At 35.7% G+C, this 20,774-nt stretch carries 19 protein-coding genes; 1 reads left to right on the forward strand and 18 read right to left on the reverse strand.

Annotated elements, in window-relative coordinates; all coding sequences use genetic code 11:
* Positions 1–11 precede the first annotated feature (11 nt).
* The 18 genes from galU to ACFPU1_RS01500 form a co-directional block, all read right to left on the reverse strand.
* On the reverse strand, positions 12–905 hold the full coding sequence (galU, locus tag ACFPU1_RS01415) for a UTP--glucose-1-phosphate uridylyltransferase GalU (RefSeq protein WP_385937679.1): 894 nt from the start codon (positions 903–905) through the stop codon (positions 12–14).
* A gap of 104 nt (positions 906–1,009) precedes the next feature.
* Positions 1,010–2,047, reverse strand: a complete 1,038-nt coding sequence (locus tag ACFPU1_RS01420) for an NAD-dependent epimerase (protein WP_385937682.1) — start codon at positions 2,045–2,047, stop codon at positions 1,010–1,012.
* Between the two features lie 112 nt (positions 2,048–2,159).
* Positions 2,160–3,110, reverse strand: coding sequence for a glycosyltransferase (locus ACFPU1_RS01425; protein ID WP_385937685.1), 951 nt, complete (start codon positions 3,108–3,110; stop codon positions 2,160–2,162).
* A 108-nt stretch (positions 3,111–3,218) separates the two neighbouring features.
* A complete protein-coding gene (rfbB, locus tag ACFPU1_RS01430; protein WP_385937688.1) occupies positions 3,219–4,232 on the reverse strand; it encodes a dTDP-glucose 4,6-dehydratase in 1,014 nt (337 codons plus the stop codon).
* On the reverse strand, positions 4,229–5,125 hold the full coding sequence (rfbA, locus tag ACFPU1_RS01435; protein WP_385937691.1) for a glucose-1-phosphate thymidylyltransferase RfbA: 897 nt from the start codon (positions 5,123–5,125) through the stop codon (positions 4,229–4,231). The genes rfbB and rfbA overlap by 4 nt, the downstream gene beginning before the upstream one ends.
* Positions 5,126–5,142: 17 nt before the next feature.
* Positions 5,143–6,237, reverse strand: a complete 1,095-nt coding sequence (locus tag ACFPU1_RS01440) for a DegT/DnrJ/EryC1/StrS family aminotransferase (protein ID WP_385937694.1) — start codon at positions 6,235–6,237, stop codon at positions 5,143–5,145.
* Between the two features lie 14 nt (positions 6,238–6,251).
* Positions 6,252–7,244, reverse strand: a complete 993-nt coding sequence (locus ACFPU1_RS01445; protein WP_385937697.1) for an NAD-dependent epimerase/dehydratase family protein — start codon at positions 7,242–7,244, stop codon at positions 6,252–6,254.
* A gap of 27 nt (positions 7,245–7,271) precedes the next feature.
* Complete coding sequence (locus tag ACFPU1_RS01450; RefSeq protein ID WP_385937700.1) at positions 7,272–8,477, reverse strand: ATP-grasp domain-containing protein; 1,206 nt, start codon at positions 8,475–8,477, stop codon at positions 7,272–7,274.
* Positions 8,478–8,534: 57 nt separating this feature from the next.
* Positions 8,535–10,031, reverse strand: a complete 1,497-nt coding sequence (locus ACFPU1_RS01455; protein WP_385937703.1) for a lipopolysaccharide biosynthesis protein — start codon at positions 10,029–10,031, stop codon at positions 8,535–8,537.
* A gap of 44 nt (positions 10,032–10,075) precedes the next feature.
* The gene (locus tag ACFPU1_RS01460) at positions 10,076–11,134 is read right to left on the reverse strand and encodes an EpsG family protein (protein WP_385937706.1); all 1,059 of its coding nucleotides are present in this window, start codon (positions 11,132–11,134) and stop codon (positions 10,076–10,078) included.
* A 76-nt stretch (positions 11,135–11,210) separates the two neighbouring features.
* Positions 11,211–12,392, reverse strand: coding sequence for a glycosyltransferase (locus ACFPU1_RS01465; RefSeq protein WP_385937709.1), 1,182 nt, complete (start codon positions 12,390–12,392; stop codon positions 11,211–11,213).
* Between the two features lie 172 nt (positions 12,393–12,564).
* Positions 12,565–13,380, reverse strand: coding sequence for a glycosyltransferase (locus ACFPU1_RS01470; protein WP_385937712.1), 816 nt, complete (start codon positions 13,378–13,380; stop codon positions 12,565–12,567).
* Positions 13,381–13,410: 30 nt separating this feature from the next.
* Positions 13,411–14,271: an NAD-dependent epimerase/dehydratase family protein gene (locus tag ACFPU1_RS01475; protein ID WP_385937715.1), complete on the reverse strand. Its 861-nt coding sequence runs from the start codon at positions 14,269–14,271 to the stop codon at positions 13,411–13,413.
* A 2-nt stretch (positions 14,272–14,273) separates the two neighbouring features.
* On the reverse strand, positions 14,274–14,900 hold the full coding sequence (locus ACFPU1_RS01480) for a sugar transferase (protein ID WP_385937718.1): 627 nt from the start codon (positions 14,898–14,900) through the stop codon (positions 14,274–14,276).
* Between the two features lie 32 nt (positions 14,901–14,932).
* Positions 14,933–16,723: a polysaccharide biosynthesis protein gene (locus ACFPU1_RS01485; RefSeq protein ID WP_385938235.1), complete on the reverse strand. Its 1,791-nt coding sequence runs from the start codon at positions 16,721–16,723 to the stop codon at positions 14,933–14,935.
* Positions 16,724–17,306: 583 nt separating this feature from the next.
* Positions 17,307–18,074, reverse strand: a complete 768-nt coding sequence (locus tag ACFPU1_RS01490) for a tyrosine-protein phosphatase (protein ID WP_385937721.1) — start codon at positions 18,072–18,074, stop codon at positions 17,307–17,309.
* Between the two features lie 114 nt (positions 18,075–18,188).
* The gene (locus ACFPU1_RS01495) at positions 18,189–18,890 is read right to left on the reverse strand and encodes a CpsD/CapB family tyrosine-protein kinase (RefSeq protein WP_385937724.1); all 702 of its coding nucleotides are present in this window, start codon (positions 18,888–18,890) and stop codon (positions 18,189–18,191) included.
* The gene (locus ACFPU1_RS01500; protein WP_385937727.1) at positions 18,871–19,620 is read right to left on the reverse strand and encodes a YveK family protein; all 750 of its coding nucleotides are present in this window, start codon (positions 19,618–19,620) and stop codon (positions 18,871–18,873) included. The genes ACFPU1_RS01495 and ACFPU1_RS01500 overlap by 20 nt, the downstream gene beginning before the upstream one ends.
* Before the next feature lie 179 nt (positions 19,621–19,799).
* On the opposite strand from ACFPU1_RS01500, the gene ACFPU1_RS01505 reads away from it, so the two are divergent.
* Positions 19,800–20,699: an LCP family glycopolymer transferase gene (locus tag ACFPU1_RS01505; RefSeq protein ID WP_385937730.1), complete on the forward strand. Its 900-nt coding sequence runs from the start codon at positions 19,800–19,802 to the stop codon at positions 20,697–20,699.
* The last annotated feature ends 75 nt before the right edge of the window (positions 20,700–20,774 follow it).

The raw sequence follows: 20,774 nt of genomic DNA on the forward strand, positions 1-20,774 counted from the left end.
TTTATTTCCCCCTATTTCTTTCCTACTAATTCAGCACTAGTAAGACTTTCTAAATATGTTCTTACATCATCCCGCAGGTCCTCTCGGTCTAACGCAAAATCTACTGTTGCTTTCACAAAGCCTAATTTGTCACCAACGTCATATCTTACGCCTTCAAACTCATACGCAAGAACGGCCTGCTGGGAGTTCAGAACCTTAATCGCGTCGGTCAATTGAATTTCATTTCCAGCTCCAGGTGGAAGAGATTCCAAAATATCAAAGATTTCCGGACGAAGTACGTACCGGCCCATAATTGCATAGTTAGAAGGAGCTTCTGCCAGACTTGGTTTCTCAAATAAGTCAGATACGTGAATAACTCCTGGTTCAATTTGTTCACCTTTAGGCTGAATGATGCCGTATTTAGAAACGTCTTCATTGGCTACTTCCTGAACTCCTACCACCGAAGAAGAATACCGCTCGAAGGTACCTATTAACTGGCTTAAGCAAGGTAGATTCTTAGATTTGACTATGTCGTCACCAAGAAGTACAGCAAATGGTTCATTGCCAACAAAGCTGCTGGCACAAGAAATCGCATGCCCCAATCCTTTAGGCTCCTTTTGACGAATATAATGGATGTTAGCCATGTTTGAAATGCTTTGAATATCGTCAAGAATCTCCATCTTTTGCTTCTTTAATAATGTTTCTTCAAGCTCATAAGATTTATCAAAATGATCTTCGATGGCACGCTTACCGCGGCCGCTTACAATGATGATGTCTTCTATTCCAGATTCAATGGCTTCTTCAACGATATATTGAATGGTCGGTTTATCAACAATAGGGAGCATTTCTTTTGGCTGAGCTTTTGTGGCAGGCAGGAAACGAGTCCCAAGACCAGCTGCCGGTATAATAGCTTTACGTACTTGCATGAGAAATCCCTCCTAATTTTGTAAAATAATCAATATAATAAAAATACCACATCTTTAATCAGAATGTGGTAAAAATCCCCAAAATTAAAATGGAAATAATGATATTACTTGTTTTCTTGTTGAATGGCAGTTGAATCAACCTTGTAATACTCTTTATACCAATCAACAAATTTCTTAAGTCCTTCATCAATGGTTGTGCTAGGCTTAAAGCCGGTAGCATTCTGGAGATCATCAATATCAGCGTAGGTTGCTTGCACGTCACCAGGCTGCATCGGAAGAAATTCCTTCTTTGCTTCAATTCCTAAATGTTTTTCAAGAGTTTGGATAAAGTCCATTAGCTTCACGGGCTGATTGTTTCCAATGTTATAAACCTTATAAGGAGCATAGCTAGAGCTGGGATCTGGGTTCTCCCGGTCCCATGTTTCATCAGGCTTTGGCTCTTTGTCCAATAACCTTACAATCCCATCGACAATGTCATCAATATAAGTAAAGTCCCGCATCATTTCCCCGTTGTTAAAGACCTTAATCGGTTTTCCTTCAACGATATTTTTGGTAAATGAATAATACGCCATATCTGGACGACCGTACGGACCATACACGGTAAAGAAACGAAGACCCGTAGTTGGAATCCCGTATAAATGACTATACGTATGAGCCATTAGCTCGTTTGACTTCTTGGTAGCTGCGTATAAACTAACTGGATGATTTACTTCATCAGATGTAGCAAATGGCATCTTTACGTTAGCTCCGTAGACTGAGCTTGAAGAAGCATAAATTAAATGCTCAACATCGTAATGCCTGCAGGCTTCCAAGACATTTACAAAGCCTACTAGATTAGAACCCACGTAAGCGTGAGGATTTTCAAGACTGTAACGTACCCCTGCCTGAGCTGCCAAGTTAATTACAACACCAATGTTTTCTGTTTCAAAGCAATCGTTTAATGCTTTAAGGTCAGCAACATCTGTTTCGTAAAAAGTGAAGGAATCAAGTTGCATTAAATTCTCCAAGCGATCTTTTTTTACTTGCACATCATAATAATCATTTAGATTATCAATACCGACCACCGAGTACCCTTCTTTAATTAAACGTACTGATAAATGCATTCCTATAAAGCCGGCCACTCCAGTAACTAATATATTCATTAAATCTCTCCTAATATTACTTATATAATAGGTTAATATTTGTTCTAAAAAGTTTTAAACAGTTAATTTTACTCTTGCTTTATATTCCAGCATTTAAGAAACACCATAATCGTTAGCCATGTTTTAATCTTTTATATCGGTCAACTAAAGACGGAAAAAACAGTGTCATTGCCTTCTTAATTTTTTGTTTTGAGCTTAACTTCGAAAAATACTTAGACCTTAAAGCACTTTTATCTCCAACCAGGCATTTTATCTCAAATCTTAATTCCTCAAGCCTTGAATCAATAATTCCCTCATATTGCCCTTGGGTAAAATCGTTAAAACTTTCTAGGGTTTTAATTGTGTTTTTCCAATGGGTCACACTGAAATCTCTACCTTTTTTTCCTCCAGACAACTTAGAGGACCAAGAGCCTTTTACTCCTTTTCTATAAGCTGACATTACTTCATCTATATAATAGCACTCTCCCATAAAAGAAAAGTATATTTGAAGAGCGTAGTCTCCTACAGGAGCATTCTCATAAAACTTTGGAGGAGTCTCTAACAAACTTTTTCGATATAGCATAGAATTGGTGGCTATAAAACCACCACCCCCTAGGATCATTTCCTCCGGGGAAATGATTATATTCTTTGTAAAAGGCCGAATTTCCCCAATCTTAGTTCCGTCATTGTGGACTTTATCTGAAGCATGACAACACATTGTACAATTTTTATTATTTTCCATATAATCCACTTGCTTTTGTAACTTAAAAGGATCATTCCAAAAGTCATCACCTTCACAAATTGCAAGATATTTCCCTTGGGCTCGTGGAAGGTTAAATTTAATACCAATCCTTCTTATACCTTTTGAATATTGATTTACTTTTTGAAAATAAGGTTTGATTATATCAGGGTGTTTTTTTTGATAATCCCTAATTATCTCCTGTGTGCGATCAGTTGAAGCATCATCATGCACTAAAATTTCATACTCAAATGATGTTTCTTGCATTAATAAACTATCTAATGCTTCTCGAATATATTTCTCATGATTATAGGTAATACAACTAATGCTAACTAATTTACTCATGACTCACCTCGCTTGCCTATAAAAAAACTATTATAATATTTAAACAAACATAACCAAATTCTTATGTTTTTCTATGTTTAATAAACCTTTTGTTTAGTATGAGGAGTACTAGTCAACTGACAAAGTTTCTTTCAACCATTGTTCATTCTTTATATACCACTCAATAGTTTGTTTAATACCCTCTTCAAAAGTATAGGCAGGCATCCACCTTAGTTCCCTTGTAATCTTGGTATTGTCTATTGCGTATCTCCTATCATGTCCCAACCTGTCTTGAACGTATGTAACTAATCTTTCACTCTTATTTAAGCTTTTTAAAATCAGGTTAACAATTTCTATATTTTCTTTTTCATTGTTGCCACCTATGTTGTATACTTCTCCACTAATACCATTATGTAAAATGGTATCAATCGCACTACAATGGTCTTCCACATGAAGCCAGTCTCGTACCTGCTTTCCATCTCCATAGACAGGTACGTCTTTGTCTTTCAGTGCATTATTTATTATTAAGGGTATTAGTTTTTCAGGAAACTGATGTGGTCCATAGTTATTGGAACAACGACTAATATTCACTGGCACTCCATATGTTTCATGATAAGCACGAACTATCATATCACCAGAAGCTTTTGAAGCGGAATAGGGACTATTAGGTGCTAAGGGGGTGTCTTCTGTAAAATACCCGCTTCTTCCTAGAGTCCCGTATACTTCATCAGTTGATACTTGTATAAATTTAACTCCTTCTCTGAACTCTCTACTATACTTTTGATCCGGATATAGTTTCCAATGCTCTTTTGCTACATCTAACAGTGCCTGTGTCCCAAGAACGTTAGTTTTTAAAAAGATTTCCGGGTCGTCAATGCTTCGATCCACGTGAGATTCTGCTGCAAAATTAATTACGATTTTAATATCATGTTCCGTAAAAATATCATCAAGTAACTTTCTATCCCTAATGTCTCCCTTTATAAAATAATGTTTCTTATTTTCCCTAAATTCATGCAAATTTTTTATATCACCAGCATAAGTCAAAACGTCAAGGTTAATAATAGAATAATCATAATTATTAAGCATGTATTTAACAAAGTTTGAACCAATAAAGCCTGCTCCTCCGGTTACTAATATATTCATGAGTTAATTTTCACCTCTTGTGTTTTTTTAGAATTGGCAAGCTCTTTTAAATACTGTCCATACTCAGTTTTCAACAATGGTTCTGCTAGCTTATTTAACTGTTGTTCATTAATATAACCTTTACGGTATGCTATTTCCTCAATACAAGCAATATAGAGTCCTTGTCTTTTTTGAATTGCTTCTACGAAATTAGAAGCTTCTAATAGAGCTTCATGTGTACCGGTATCTAACCAAGCCAATCCCCTACCAGTAAGCTGTACTTTAAGCTTCCCTCTACGCATGTATTCTTCAATAACCGAGGTTATCTCTAATTCTTTTCTATCAGATGGTCTGACCTGTTTAGCTACGTTTACTACATCTTGATCAAAGAAATAAAGACCAGGCACAGCATAGGAAGATTTCGGATGTGGGGGTTTTTCTTCAATCGAAACTGCATTCATTTGATCATCTACTTCAACCACTCCATAAGCCCTTGGGTCACGCACAAAACATCCAAAAATCAGACCACCTTCGTCTAACTCAGCAGCTCTTCTTAAACGGTTCCCAAAATTAGATCCATAAAAAATATTGTCACCCAACACAAGCGCCACTGGTTCATTTCCAATAAAATCTTCACCTAAAATAAAAGCTTCTGCTAGTCCATTGGGATTTTCTTGCACTTTATATTCAAACTGCATGCCTATATCTGTTCCGTCTCCTAACAGTTCTTGGAAATCAGACATGTCTCGCTGAGTAGATATTATTAATACTTCTCGAATTCCAGCCAACATTAAAACGGACAATGGATAATAAATCATTGGTTTGTCGTAAATAGGCAATATTTGCTTAGAAACCGACTTTGTAAGCGGATAAAGCCTGGTACCAGAACCACCAGCTAGAATAATTCCTTTCATTTAAAATTCACCTCTTGTTAAGATTTAATTATCTTACATATTTGATCGACATCTTCCAAAGCAAGATCTGCGTATAGTGGAAGAGTAAGTACTTTTTCTGCTATATGCTCGGCTATGGGAGTCTTCCCTTTGTTAAATCGTCCTTCATAGCATGAAAGTCTGTTTGTAAGGGGATAAAAATATTTCCGAGCAAAAACATTATTTATCTTAAGGTGTTCATGTAGTTTATTACGAGAATTCCAGTAACCATCCAATACGATCGGAAAGTATGAATAATTTCTTTTAATTGCCTTTTGGGGTTGAAGGAGTTTAATGCCTTTAGTTCCTTCTAAATTTTCTATATACCTTTCAAATACAATTTTTCGTTTGTTAATCTCCTCATCTATGTTACGCAAATTACATAGGCCCATGGCAGCTTGGAATTCGTTCATTTTTCCATTACCACCTATGTAGTCAATGCTCTCTGGTCCAGTAATCCCAAAATTTTTATAACTTTTTAGAATAGGGGATAAGTTGGGCTCCTTAAAGGCTACCGCTCCACCTTCAATACTGTTAAATACTTTGGTTGCATGGAAACTAAACATCGAAGCGTCCCCAAAATTAGCTATACTTTGGTCATTGATTTTAACACCAAATGCATGGGCAGCATCATAAATTACCTTGAGATTATATATATTAGCTATTCGTTCTATTTCCTTAATGTTACAAACATTACCATACACATGAACGGGAACAATAGCAGTTGTTTTATCCGTTATTAGCTTTTCTATTTGGTCTGTATCAATTGTAAAATCCACAGGGTTTATATCACAAAAAACTGGGGTTAACCCATTCCTTACAATTGCATGGGTAGTAGAAGCAAAGGTGAAAGGAGTGGTTATTACCTCTCCTGATAGATTAAAAGCTGTCAACACATATTCTAAAGCAAGATGACCGTTTGCAAATAACGATATATTTGAAATATCAAGGTATTTGCAAAGTTCAAGTTCTAACTTTTGATGCTTTTTACCTGAGTTTGTCAACCAACCGCTTTCCCATAAATCTTTTATTTCATCAGTAAAGTCCTCAAAGTTTGGCATAGAAGAATTTGTGACTTGAATAGGTTTATTCATAATTAACCACCATTTCACTTTCGTAAATCTTTGTACCTATCTAATTCCATTTCTTTTTTGAAGTCTTTCAAATAACTTATATAATCATAACGCGGGTTATAGCCTAATTCCTGTTTAGCCTTTGTAATATCTATCACATAAGAGCGGCTGTTCGGCTTATCTGGTTTTGGTATTATTTTGGATGGACTTTCCTTTGGAGAAAAGACTTCAATCATACCTTCAATCTGCTCCCTTAGAGAGACCGGTATCCCAGTTCCCACGTTATAGAAACCACCTTTACCTTCGTTTGTTATTGCTTTACTCACCATTTGACAAAAATCCTTTACATAGACAATATCATGAGCTTTTGTAGGATCACCCCACATTTCAATGGGGGCTCCTTTTATTGCTTGCTTAATCATATGTCTATAGGCTTTTGTTTTTTTAACTCCGTCAACAAAGTAATAATCAATGGGACTGTAAGAGTAAATAGTAGGTAATCTAAACACAAATTGTTTTATCCCATAGTCTTGCGAATAATGCTCAATTAAGTCCACGGCTGTATTCTTAGAAATAATATATACAGCATGGTCTCCAGTGTAAGAAAAGTTTCTCGGCATATCAGATGTAAGAGGTTCACCAGTACCAATAAAATTCCCAATATCACGTATAGTTTGAGTGTATATAATTCTATCTGCCTTTACATTTCTGCAATATTCCAACACATTAAAAGCACCAATTATATTTGTATTTAAGTATTTTGCTGGGTGATAACCTTCCATAGCCGCTGGTAGGATTGCTGAAAGCAAAACTACTGCGTGAATTTCCTTCTTCGGTAGTTTTTCAAAATCACTAGCCTGCATGATGTCAACAGAATGGTATTTAATACCTCGTTTTTTAAAATAATCTGTTTTTTTTCTCCCAACAGCTACAACTTCATATACCGATGGATCAAAGTTCTCTAGGAAATAATCTACTAAATAAGCACCAGTGTGTCCTGTAGCTCCAAAAATTACTACTTTTTTCATATTAACCCCCTATTAAAATTACCTTTCTCACTCTTCAACTTTTACTTCTAGCCAATTTTCTGGATAATCCATCATGCTAAGCATCTGATTCATTGAATCAAATTTTAATATTAATATACCAATAACCTTATTGGCACCTGTAAACAAAGGAATTTCTTCTCCTTTTTCATAATAATAATACTCCTCAACAACGTTTTCCTTCTTTACTTTTTCGTTGATTTTCACTTCAGTGAGTGTCCCTTTTTTTAAACTGTGAATAGCATAATAACTCCAAAAACCTTTGGGCTCCACCATTTTTATATCGTCACGATCTTCACCTAAGGAGGATTTAATAGTAGACTCAATCATATCTATTCCCGTTGCATATTTAATAACCTGCGGGATAAAATTCCCGCCATTTCTTGGCCCGACTTCCATTAAGAATATGTTATCTTCTTTATCTACTCTAATGTCAAAGTTGAATGCTCCTGATTTTAGATTAAGGAGATCAATCAAGCGTTGAATTTCACTATGAATTTTATTATGTATTTCGGTAGATCTATTATAAGGAAAACTTGCCGAGATTGGTACAAAGGGGTTAGATGCAAAAGGGTTAAAATGGTCGTTTGCAAAGCACCTAAACACCAACTTACCATTTACCACCAACCCATCCCCCGCTACTTGATAACCTTCCATTTCTACGTACTCTTCCACTATATACCTTTTTGTCCGAGAAAAAGATAATGCATGGTTGACCACATCTTTAATTTTTTCTTTATTGTGCACAATACTAACACCCTTACTTCCAGAGGAGTCAACTGGTTTAATAACTAGGGGAAAATTAAATGTTGAGATTGTAGCCATGAATTCCTTAACTGAGTTAAACCCTTTAGCTCTTGGTGTAAAGAAATGATTTTTTTTGAGAAAATCTCGGAAAAGATCTTTATTTGATAAAATCTGTACTGACTTATAGGGATTAGTGGGTAACCCCATAGCCTCAGCTACGTAGGCAGCAGTTGGAGCAGCAGGATCCGAGGCATAAGCAACTATTCCATCTACTGCTTCTTTTTTTGCAACTTCAAGGACTTTTTCTTTATCCGTAGTACTAATACAATAGAACTTTTCAGCATGTTCCTGCCCTGGATTATCTGTTAGATAATCACAAACAATCGTGGTATATCCCAACTCATTCGCTTTCTTTATAGCGGGAACCTGCTGAGTAGAACCACCTAATAAAAGAAGTTTCTTTTTCAATTCTTAAAACCTACTTTCTTTAATGATTTAATCTTATAGATACAAAGCTTTGGATATTCAGTGCTTATAGTTCTTTTTTTTGAGCAAGCTACTATATAATTTATAAATATACGGCTTAATCATTCTAACGACTTCGTAAAACTCTTTATAATTTAATAAGCGACTTATACCCACATAAATTAAGGCTCCGACAAAGATTTGAAACGTTATAACTAGCATAGAATGAAAAGGGATAAAAATTCCTAGTAAGTAAATAACACCTGCCATTATGAAGGATAATAAATATGAAGGAAGTAAATCCCTTATCTGCTCATTCGTTCCATAATCAATTTCTTTACCTGAATAATAGGTATTAATAAATAAAGCTAGATGAGTTGTTACAATCGCAGCTAAAATAAAACCAACCACTCCAATATTCCCTAGTATTGCTAATATAATTGCAATGGTGGTTATTACCTTTTTCAATATTTCTATTTTCAAAAAAAGATCTGATCTACCTTTTACTTTTAGTATATTCAAATTAATCGCATGCATTGGGTATAATATTGCCGCCACACATAGTAACTGAAAGTATACGACAGCAGGTTCCCAATGCTCACCCATAAGTAATACGATTAAATGTTGCGCTATAGCCGCCATCCCTAGCATCATTGGAAATGAAACGTAACCAGTTATGCGAATTAACTTTTTAAATCCATATTTCAGCTTGGCTTCTTCTGTTTGAACACTACTTAACACCGGATATGTCACTCTCTGGATAGATCTTGTAATGCCTTGGTTAATAGCATCTCTAAATTGTTTTGCGTTAGTATAGTATCCTAGATCGCCTGTAGTATACATTCTACCAATAATCACATAATAGATATTACGATAACTAGTATCAATTAAACTGGAAGCTAATAATTTCCAACTAAAAGTGAAAAATTTCTTAAACGAATATACGCTAAATTCAAAAGTTGGAAACCATTTATTTATATAAAGCAACAATATTGCTTCTACTGCTTTCTGTATAAGGATACGAAATATTAAACTCCATACGCCTAAACCCAATAATGCCATACTAATAGCAATAGCGCCCGAAGAAATGCTCGCAGTTATGCTAACCTTCGTTTGTGTTTTAAAATCTACCTTGCGTATAAGAATTGTCCTTGGAACTATTGATATAGCTTGAAATAATACAACTAAACTAATAACCCTTAAAACCTCTATTAATTGTGGTTCATTAAAAAAACCACTTACGAGTGGGGCTAAATTAAAAATCATTAAAAAAATTATTAATGAAAGAGATAAATTCACGTAAAATGTTGTTGAGTAATCTATTTGTCCAACCTTTTCTTCTCTAATTAAGGCTTGGCTAAATCCACTGTCAACTAAAGTTTGTGATAAGGCTACGAATATCATAACCATACCAAGCAGTCCAAAGTGTTCAGGAACAAGTAACCTAGCTAGTATAATTAGTATAATAAACTGAATTCCTTGGTTCGCCATTAGGTCAATAAAACTCCATATTAAACCTTTAAGAGTTTTATGTGTTAATTGATTATTCTTTTTCATATAAGAACCTACTTTGTAAAATCTCTAGTGAAGGTATATTATACCTACTGATTAAAAATCCATTGGTATGGTACCGTTTCATGACTACCAGCATAGATATATATATACCACCAATGAATTACTATATAGCATATTAATAACCAACTGACTAAAAATTCCCTTTTTTTATTTAATTCCCTAATATAGAGTGGGACCAACAATACTAAAATCACTTCAAAATTCCATGCCACTCGACTAATATAATTGGCTCCCACGATATGGGTAAACTTCATAAGTATGCTGATAATGTAAAGGAAAAAGAACCAGGTAAAATAAGTATTTGATCTTAGGCGTGGCGATAGATAAATTCCAATAATGATAAATGGTAAGCTCCGAATTACAAACCCTAAACTTGTGCCCATATCTCCTTCATCCAAGTACCTCAGATAATAATCTAAACTCTCGACATTACTAAGCACGGGTGCCAGTATAGTATCCAATCCTATAATTATTAATACTATAGAGCCGTAAACTAAAACCCTTGCAAATACTTTTTTTTGTTTTTTTATGAAGGGATACAAGAAATAAATTGGAAGAAATATCCAAGCTGAATTATGAAAACTTGATGCAATAAAGATAATAAATAAGAACTTGAATAATTTTCTTTCTTGTATAAACCTTATGCTGTATAAAACGATTGTCATGGTAATAACCTGTCTTATAGTATTAAATGACATCTGATAGTACATTAACATAAAGACAAACATAGCTAGCCCCGGGCTTAATATATTATTATAGTGCCTAATTGCAAGATATAAAAAAGAAAACATGATTAATCCAATTATAAAAAATGCAACCTGAGCACTACCCCCTAGGCTTGCCACAACAGAATTAATAGCATAATAACCCCACTCAATTCTACTTTCAATATTATCTTTAGCCCTATTATAGATAGCTAGGTAATTGTAGTAGTCTGTTCCTATATCATATCTTACTGCAAATAAAAAAGAGGGTAATACAATTATGATTATTATATTAACCACTCTAAGAAGTTTAGATTTTAATTTAACTGACAATTCTGCACAAATAGCTATAGTTAAAGCTAAAGCGATATAAAGTATCATTTCCCCACGTCCATACTTTGTATTTCCCTTCTACTTAATGGGTGTTTTCAAAAACACCCTAATTTAAATAAATTACCTATTTAGCTGTCTTAATAACTATTTCCTTAAGTTCACTAATATATTTCTCCATTTCAAACTTCTTCTCTATTGTCTTCCTCCCCTCATTTCCCATTTTATTGAGTCTACGGTTATCTTCAAGCATGTATTTAAGAGACTTTGCTAAACCCTCAATATCTCCAGGGCTAACTAACATTCCATTTTTCTTATGGTTAATGATTTCTCCAGTCCCTGCTACATTAGTAGCAATAACCGGACAATTACAAGCTAATGATTCAAGAACCGTTCTTGGTAATCCTTCGCTATAAGATGGAAGAACTAACAAGTGTATTTGTTTCAATATTTGCAGAACGTCTTGCCTCCAGCCTAAGAATAATACATTTTCTTGCAAGTTGTTCTCTTTAATTATTTCCTTAACTTCTTTTAGGTATTCTTTTTGTTTAACATCTTGGGTATCTCCTATAATTAAAAATTTAGTGTTTTCAATTGATTTACAACGCTCCTTTTTTAAACTAACTATTGATTTCACTAAATCTTTCTGCCCTTTTCTTGGTTGGATAGATGCAATTATCCCAACTAATTTTATCTCTGGTGAAAGGTTAAGTTCTTTGATTAATGAACCTGTTTCTTCAACTGAGTCAACCTCTTTTAAATTAATCCCTGTATAAATAGTGGAAAATTTCTCTTTAGCATTAAAAATATATTTATCGTTAAAAATAGTTTTTACATTATCAGCTATTACTACGATTTTGCTTGCTATGTTTGCTCCTATATGATTGTATACTCCAAGCTTTTTATTTATCCTTACATACCATAAAACAGGAATACCTGATAATCTTGCTGCTAATCCACAAGTGAGGATTGAACGAATATCATTACAATAAACAAGGTCAACTTTGTTTCTTTTAAAGTACTTCATGTACTTTTTTAAATAACGAAGGCCACCTATCAGCATTTTAACTTTTGTAATTAAATTTGTACTTTTGGCTTCCTCTCCAGTTTTATCTAAAACTTTAGGATAAGATACTATTTCAACAGGTATATTAACTCTATTGATTTCTTCAGTGAACTTACCTTTGTTAGGACAAAGAACCACAGCTTCAATACTTTCTTTGTCTACATTCACTAAAAAATTGTAAAGAGATTGCTGTGCACCATAGAACCTATTATACCCGGATTCACAGAACAAAACTTTTTTCATATTAGACTTCTCCATTTCTCCTTAAACAGTTTTAGAGTTAACACAGCTACCAGTGTTTAACCCTACACACTTTTAAGCCTTAATATTTCACTTTAGTTAATTGCTTTCTAGAAAAATATAAAATAAATAAAAAATATAAAATTCGATAATGGGCTCATTTTTTCGGATAAAATTAAACTCTTCTAGGGTCACAATTCTTTAATAATCTATTTATTGGCTTTCTAATTCTATAGGGTAATATGCCCTTTGAAAAAGCTATAGTAATACCTAAATAAGCCATTGGTGAAGCATTTACCATTCTTGCACCACTGAAGCCCATTTTTACTTGTTGTAACTGGACTTTAAAATTATTTTTTTTATAGTAATCATCTGTTGAACGATAGTATAAGAGTGGTTTTTCCAAATTATGAAATTTTAGTTTCTCTGCATGACATCTAAACCATAGATCATAATCTTGACGCCTTCTTAATCTCCTATTGTATGACCCCGCCCTAATTATGGCATCTTTTCGGAATAAAACTGTTGGATGTATAAACGGACAAGTCCATATTAATTTAGCTATTTTACTATGTGTAGTCGGTACCTTTCTTAACTCAATTTCGTTCCCACTTTTATCAATGTCTATTACAAAGCTCCCTACTACATCTATGTCCGGATTTTGCTTTATAAAATTGATTTGAGTGGACAAACGGTTTTGAAAAGCTATGTCATCAGCATCCATCCTAGCTATCCAAGGAGCGCTAGCCAAATCTACTCCTTCTGCCAAGTTGTAACTTAATCCCCTGTTTGTATTGTTTCGTACTAACTTTATTCTTTTATCTTTTTTTGCATACTCTTCAATTATCTTATTGCTTCCATCATTGGAACAGTCATCAATTATTAAAAATTCAAAGTCACTGAATGACTGGTTAAGAATGCTTTTAATACTTTCATCCAAGTGAGACTTTTCATTATATACGCTCATTAAAACTGTAACTTGTGGATTCATTTCTACACTCCATTAGAGATTATTTAACATCTATAATTGCTCAGTATGTTTAATACTATCTTCAAGACCCTTAACAACATAGTTTTCTTTGTAATGGCTCATATCTTTTGAGAACTTTAAATCCCCAAATATTTTATTTAAAACTTCTATTTTTTGAACAAACGGTTTAATGACTGGGTTAAATATTTTTGTTAAATAAACTTTCTTCCCGTGTACTTCTCCAATTAACTGAACCATTTCACTAGTTTTTGTGTACTCCTTATTTTGGGGAAAAAAGAGTCCTGACTCTTGATTAATAACCATTAATTTCACAAACTCACATAGATTATCTATATGAAGCATGCTTCGTTGGTTATCAATGTCGGGGAAGATAGGTAACTTTTGAGCAGCTTTGGCTAACTTAGGATAGTTTCCTTTGGAGCCTTTCCCATAAATCATCGGCGGTCGTATAATCGCAACCTTAAAGTTCTTATCCTTTAATTTATTAATTCCTTCCTCTGCTTGAAGCTTGCTATTACCATAAAAGTTACTTGGCTTGGGAATTGTTTCTTGATCGATCACTTTGTTTTCATAAGAACTATCTCCATAAACGATAATACTGCTCATAAAGATAAATTGGGTAACCCCTTCTTCCTTTGCCTTGTTCGCTAGTTCAATAGTAAGGTCTCGATTAACCTGATAGTACAGCTCCTCCATCTTTGGGTCCCTCGAAACATGTGCAATGCCAGCCAGGTGTAATATAGTATCATAAGAGGAGAAATCAACATTTTTCCACTTTTCATCTCTTACGCTAATTTTGTCGATTTCGTACATTTCCGGGGATTGACTAACCCAATTCTCAAATTTATTTCCAATGTAACTATTTTTTCCGGTGATTAATATCCTTTTCATAGTTACACAGACTCCTTTTTACTTTTTTGTTCTTGATTTGTTGATTCCCTTTTGCCTTCTACAACTCCATCACTCTTTACTACACTAATAAAAGTCCCAAAGAAACACCTTATATCCATCCACAAACTGAACTTTTCTATGTACTCTCCGTCTAATCTAGCCTTCAATTCTATGGGAAGCTCATCCCTCCCGTTGATTTGAGCCCAGCCAGTAAGACCAGGCGGTATGTCATTTGCTCCATATTTGTCCCGTTCCTCTATTAAATCATACTGATTCCATAAGGCTGGACGGGGACCTATAATAGACATTTGCCCAAGTAATATATTTATTATCTGCGGAAGCTCATCTAAGCTCGTTTTTCTTAAAAATTTCCCCACTTTTGTAATGTACTGCTCTGGATTATCCAATAAGTGTGTTGGTGTATCTTTTGGAGTATCTATTCTCATTGTTCGAAACTTAAATATATAAAAATGGCTTTTGTTAACTCCCACTCTCTTTTGCTTGAATAAAATTGGTCCTTTTGAGTCAAGCTTAATAGCTAGTATTAGTAACATGAATGCTGGTGCTAATACTACCAAGCCTATAAAAGAAAGAAGAAAATCTATTGACCGCTTTATCTTTAAGTACATTTTTTAATCAAACACTCCTTCTTCTTGAATAACTACTTTACTTCTTTTAAGATCTGAAGTCGTTCTACTCTAAAGTGAGCAATATCTAACGTTCTTTCTCGTAACGTGTCAATAGAGAAATCTTCAAATTCATTAAGTAAATCATAAATAACATTTACATTCACTTCCGGTGTTTTTCCTCGGTAAATCATAGGGTAAATTTGCTCTTGGTGAACTTCATCTTTTCCTAGCAGCTCTTCAAATAACTTTTCTCCAGGTCTCATACCAGAATATTTAATCTCAATCTCACTTTCGGAAAATCCTGATAAGCGAATGAGATTTTTTGCTAAGTCCACAATTTTGACTGGTTCACCCATATCAAGCACAAACAATTCCCCACCATCAGCAAGCGCTCCTGCTTGAAGTACTAATCTTGAAGCTTCTGGTATTGTCATAAAATAGCGTTCCATCTCCGGGTGAGTTACCGTAACTGGCCCGCCTGATTTAATTTGTTTAGTGAATAAAGGAATGACACTCCCCCTGCTTCCAAGAACATTCCCGAAGCGCACGGCAACAAACTTCGTTTTACTAACCATGTCCAAATGCTGAATCACCATTTCGGCAATTCGCTTTGTTGCTCCCATTACACTCGTTGGATTTACTGCTTTGTCTGTCGATACCATTACAAAAGAAGTAACACCAGCAGCGTCAGATGCTTCTGCCGTGTTTTTCGTGCCTATCACGTTATTTTTGACCGCTTCGTGTGGGTTTCTTTCCATAAGCGGGACATGCTTGTGAGCTGCTGCATGATAAACCACATCTGGTCTGTGTTTTTCCATTACAGCAAACATTCTTTCCCGATCCTGTACATCAGCAATTTCTGTAACAATATCTGTTACTCCACTCAACTGGTTTAATTCCATTTCAATGCTGTAAATACTGTTTTCCCCATGACCAAGGAGAATTAAAGTGGCTGGCTCGAACTTATAAACTTGCCGGCATATTTCAGAACCAATCGAGCCACCAGCCCCTGTAACTAAAATGGTCTTACCATTGAGCTTTTTTCCAATTTTGTCAGTCTCAAGTTCCACAGGTTCTCTTCCTAGCAAGTCTTCTACTTGAACATCTCGGAATTGCTTTATTGAGACTTTACCAGTTAAAAGACCTTCAACAGAAGGAAGGATCTGAGTTTTCACTTGGGTCTTCTGGCATTCTTCATATATTCTCTGTAACTCTTTTTTCTTTAAAGAGGGAATTGCAATGACTATCTGCTCTACTTCATATTCTTTTACGACTCTTGAAATATCATCGACCCCTCCAGCAACTGGAAGGCCTAGCACCTCTAAATTTTGCTTAGATATATCATCATCAATAAAAGCAACAGGATGCATTTCTGTATCTTTGTATTGTTGTATATTACGACACACAAGCGTACCCGCTCCGCCTGCTCCAATTATTAAGGTTCTTGTTTTTTCCTTGTTATCTTTTAAGTATCCATCTCTGTAGATTCTCCAGGCAAAGCGAGATCCCCCAATGAGTAAAATATGTAACATCCAGGTTACAATTAACGTTCTTATATGGAGAGTCTGGAAAAAAGCAAATTGCATAATGCCTGTAATAAGAATCGTTAAGGAAACAGCTTGAAAAATAGCTACAAGCTCATTCACACTCGCATAAGCCCAAACACGCTTATATAATTTAAAAAAATGTGCCAGAATGTGATGAGAAATAACCAGTGTAGCTGAACTTGCAAATAGAATGGCTGACCAGATGTATTCAGGCGAGTATAATAAATATCCCCCTATGAATACAGCCGTTAGTACAATAAGTGTATCAATGGTCATCAACGTAGCTATTCTCTTTTTATACGTTAAGGGAATTGCTTTCTTTGATGAATCCTTTAACAATGTAGATGAACTCAAACCTATCACTCCTTTTGTCTTTTATTTACGAAAATATAAATAATGCCTGGTTCCACCAATGTTTGGCACTCCCAGGCATTATTTATATTTTTAACTTTTGTAAATAGGCATTTAACCTAACCTCACACCGCACCCTTGGCGACAAGCGCCTAAGGTGTTACCCCACAGCACGGCCGAGTATCTCCGTTATTAAAGGTAAGGAGACATCACCTATAAAGAATAGTGAAAGCTTTGCCGGTAGACCTGACAGGCGCTGGAGAGAACACCGAATGGTGCTCTTCGCCATCAAGTGTGTTTCTTGAAGCGACCCGAAGGTCTGCAAACTGTAACTAAACCAATAGAAAAGCGCAAACGCCCTGCACAGACGTGATAGATTTTGGACCTTCCATCAAGATCACCCTGATAATCGAAGGAGGGAGGAATTCCAAGCGACTTGGTGTAGAAGTTAGATACGAAAAGCGAAAATTTGTCTTACTTAATTTTATAAATAAAGTTATATCACTTTCTAAAACAAACCAAATACTTTTTTCTTTTTTATGCGTTGTGGTTCATTCATGGCAATATACTGCCCTTTAACAAGAAATTCAGCATTTTCACTAAAGAAATAGGAAGCATCCACACCAAACTTTCGTTCAACTTCCTCAAATGCCCCTTTCATTCGCGAAGGACGTTTCTTGGTTCCATGGGCATCGGAGGCAATAAAATGAGTAAGCTCATGTTCTATTAATTGCATACTGAAAGTTTTCACCTTTTTCCCAAAATCGCCCGTAATGCTGGAAGCAGTTACTTGGGTGGCTGCCCCGTTTTTCACTAGTTCATATAACATTCCCGGCTGCTCAATCAATTCCTTATTTCTTTCAGGATGAACAATAATCGGAATCACACCCTGCTGCTGGATGTCGTATAACATCTTTGGCGTATACCTGGGCACATGGTCACTCGGCAGCTCTACAAATAAATAAAGACCTCCATCAGCAAGTGTCAGTATCTCTCCTAGTTCTAATCCTTTTATTAGGTCTCCATGAATTCTGGTTTCCTGGCCAGGCAATACAGTAAGAGGAATGTTTTCTGCTTTGAAGGCATCGTTTAGTTTCTTTGTTTTTTGGAAAATATCAAATTTAGGATTTAAGTACGTACCGTTGTAATGATGGGGGGTAGCGATGATTGTTGTAACCCCTTCTTCTAATGCCTTTAGAGCCATTGCTTTGCTTTCTTCTAAATGGGCTGCCCCATCGTCGGTATCCGGAAGGATATGACAATGAATATCAATCATATAACACCCTCCTCTTTTTATATACAAAAGTCCTATTACTATGAAACTAACAAAATACAGTATATACCAAATGTTAAATAAATGGAAGTTATTTGTTAAATTTCCTGTATGTGGTTAACTTCCGTAATAATACATATAGTTGCTCGTTTTCTTTTCTTTTCTATTTAACACAGCACCTAATAGTCTTGCATTCGTATTCTCTATCAATTCTTTCGCTTTCTCAGCTTCGTCTTTCACTGTTTTCCCGCTGCTTACCACAAGCACCACACCGTCACAAATACTTGCAAGTACTTGGGCATCTGTTACAGCAAGTAGCGGTGGAGTATCTAGAATAACATATTCATAGGTCTTCTTTGCTTCACTTAGTAGTTCTTTCATCATCCTTGAGCCCAATAGTTCAGATGGGTTAGGAGGAATAGGCCCGCAACTTAACACATCTAAACCCTCTACATCTGTTGGACGTACCGCTTCCTGTAAAGTCATTTGTTTGGTTACAACATTACTAAGTCCTACATGGTTTGGGAGCCTAAAAGTATAATGAACCGTCGGCTTTCTCATATCAGCGTCAATTAGAAGAGCCCCTTTTCCTTGCTGAGCCAACACCACAGCCAAATTTGCATTTACGGTTGATTTCCCATCCCCTGGTCCCGCTGAGGTGGTCATAATGGTAGACACTTCTTCATCAACTGCCGCAAACTGAATGTTTGTGCGAATCGTGCGAAACTGCTCTGTTATCGGTGACCGCGGCTGTTCCTTAGCGATTAACGTTCTTGTCTTAGTTCCTTGTTCATTTTTATTACGAAATTTTTTGAGCATTAACCTTCTCACTCCCTGGTTCTTCTCGGTATGGTTTGGCTGCTTTCTGATCATTGGCATCCATTTCCGGAATAACCCCTAAGATAGGAAGCTCTAGATCACGTTCAATATCCTGTTCTGTTTTAATCGTGTTATCAAGGAATTCTAATAGAAATGCCAATCCCACTGCTGCCATTAAGCCAACAACAAAGGCAATCGCCATATTCAGCATAGGCTGCGGGGAGACAGGGGACATTTCTTCTGTTAGTTCAGCTGTTGATAGAATACTAACGTTATCAACACTCATAATGTTTACGATATCTCTTTCAAAAACATTCGCTGTCATATTGGCGATATTTACTGCCATTACCGGATCTGGATCTTGGACAGAAATCGAGACCACCTGTGAGTCGCCTTCAGCTGCCACGTTAATTTGGCTGTTTAATGAATTGTAGGAACGCTCTAAACCAAGCTCTTCTCTAACACTTTCTAAAATCGTGGGACTTTTGATTATGACGTTGTATGTATTGATCAGTTCACGGTTTGTATCAATATCACTGGTAGAATACGTTTGCTGTTCAGTTGGAGATTGGTTTACGAGAATTTGCGTGGATGTTTCGTAAATTGGCGTTAACACAAAGAAGCTGATTGCAGCACTGATTCCCACTGCTCCCAGGATGATTGCAATAATCATGACGATTCTTTTTTTTAGCGTTTCGAGTATCTCTTTCAAGCTGATTGTTTCTTCCATACCTTCCTCCTGCTGTTATTCCATATTATATTTTACAAATAGTTACAATTCCCTAAAACAATATAAGAATTGTAACACACCTTTCACTATTATTGTAAATTTTTCTTGTATAATCTCAACCCCCTTCCTATAATTGTAAAGGAATGAACTATTACTTTAAGAAAGCAGGAAAGCAATCTATGAAGAAACTACTAATCATTTTATTCAGCTTAGCTGGGGCTGTCATCCTTGCTATCGGCGGATATGCTCTTTATTTATACCTTTCTATTTCTAATACTGCCGACAGCATGCATGAACCATTGATTCGCGAAAGTAATAATTTACGAGATGTTGATTTTTCTTCGCAAGAACCATTGTCTTTTCTTATCCTTGGAATCGATGCGGAGGAATCGACCAGAGGGCGTTCTGACACCATGATTGTCCTGACAGTTAATCCTGAAGAGGAGTCTATGAAAATGGTAAGTATTCCAAGGGACACCCGCACAGAAATGGTTGGCCGTGGCAACGAGGATAAGATCAACCATGCTTTTGCTTTCGGCGGCCCGGAAATGGCCATGGATACAGTAGAAAACTTTTTAGATATTCCGATAGATTACTATGTTTCCATAAATATGGATGGATTTAAAGACATTGTTGATGCGGTTGACGGTGTTACTGTAGATAACGCCTTTGCCTTTGAGCAATCAGGGTATGATTTTTCCGAAGGGGAAATTGAGCTTGATGGCGATGAAGCACTTGCTTATGTACGAATGAGAAAAAATGACCCTGACGGTGACTTTGGACGAAATACACGCCAGCGTCAGCTTGTGGATGCTGTCATTCATGAAGGAGCTCAGATTTCTTCAGTAACAAAGGCCGGTTCTATTTTAGATGCCTTAGGAAACAACGTAAGAACGAACCTGACATTTGAGGAAATGAGAGACCTTCAATCAAATTACCGCCAGGCACGCCATGACCTTGAAGAGTTTGAGATTAGCGGCAATGGAACAAGAATTAATGGTGTTTATTATTTGGAGGTTCCGGAAGAGGAACGGCAACGAGTATCAGGAGAACTGAAAGATCATTTGAATGTAGACTAATAAAATGGATGTCGAAGCTCTTTTCGACATCCGTTTTTATTTGAGATGAGAGACTTATTGGAATAAAGTGTAAAT

The sequence above is a fragment of the Thalassorhabdus alkalitolerans genome (assembly GCF_042656525.1).
GTDB classification, from domain to species: Bacteria; Bacillota; Bacilli; order Bacillales; family Marinococcaceae; genus Thalassorhabdus; species Thalassorhabdus alkalitolerans.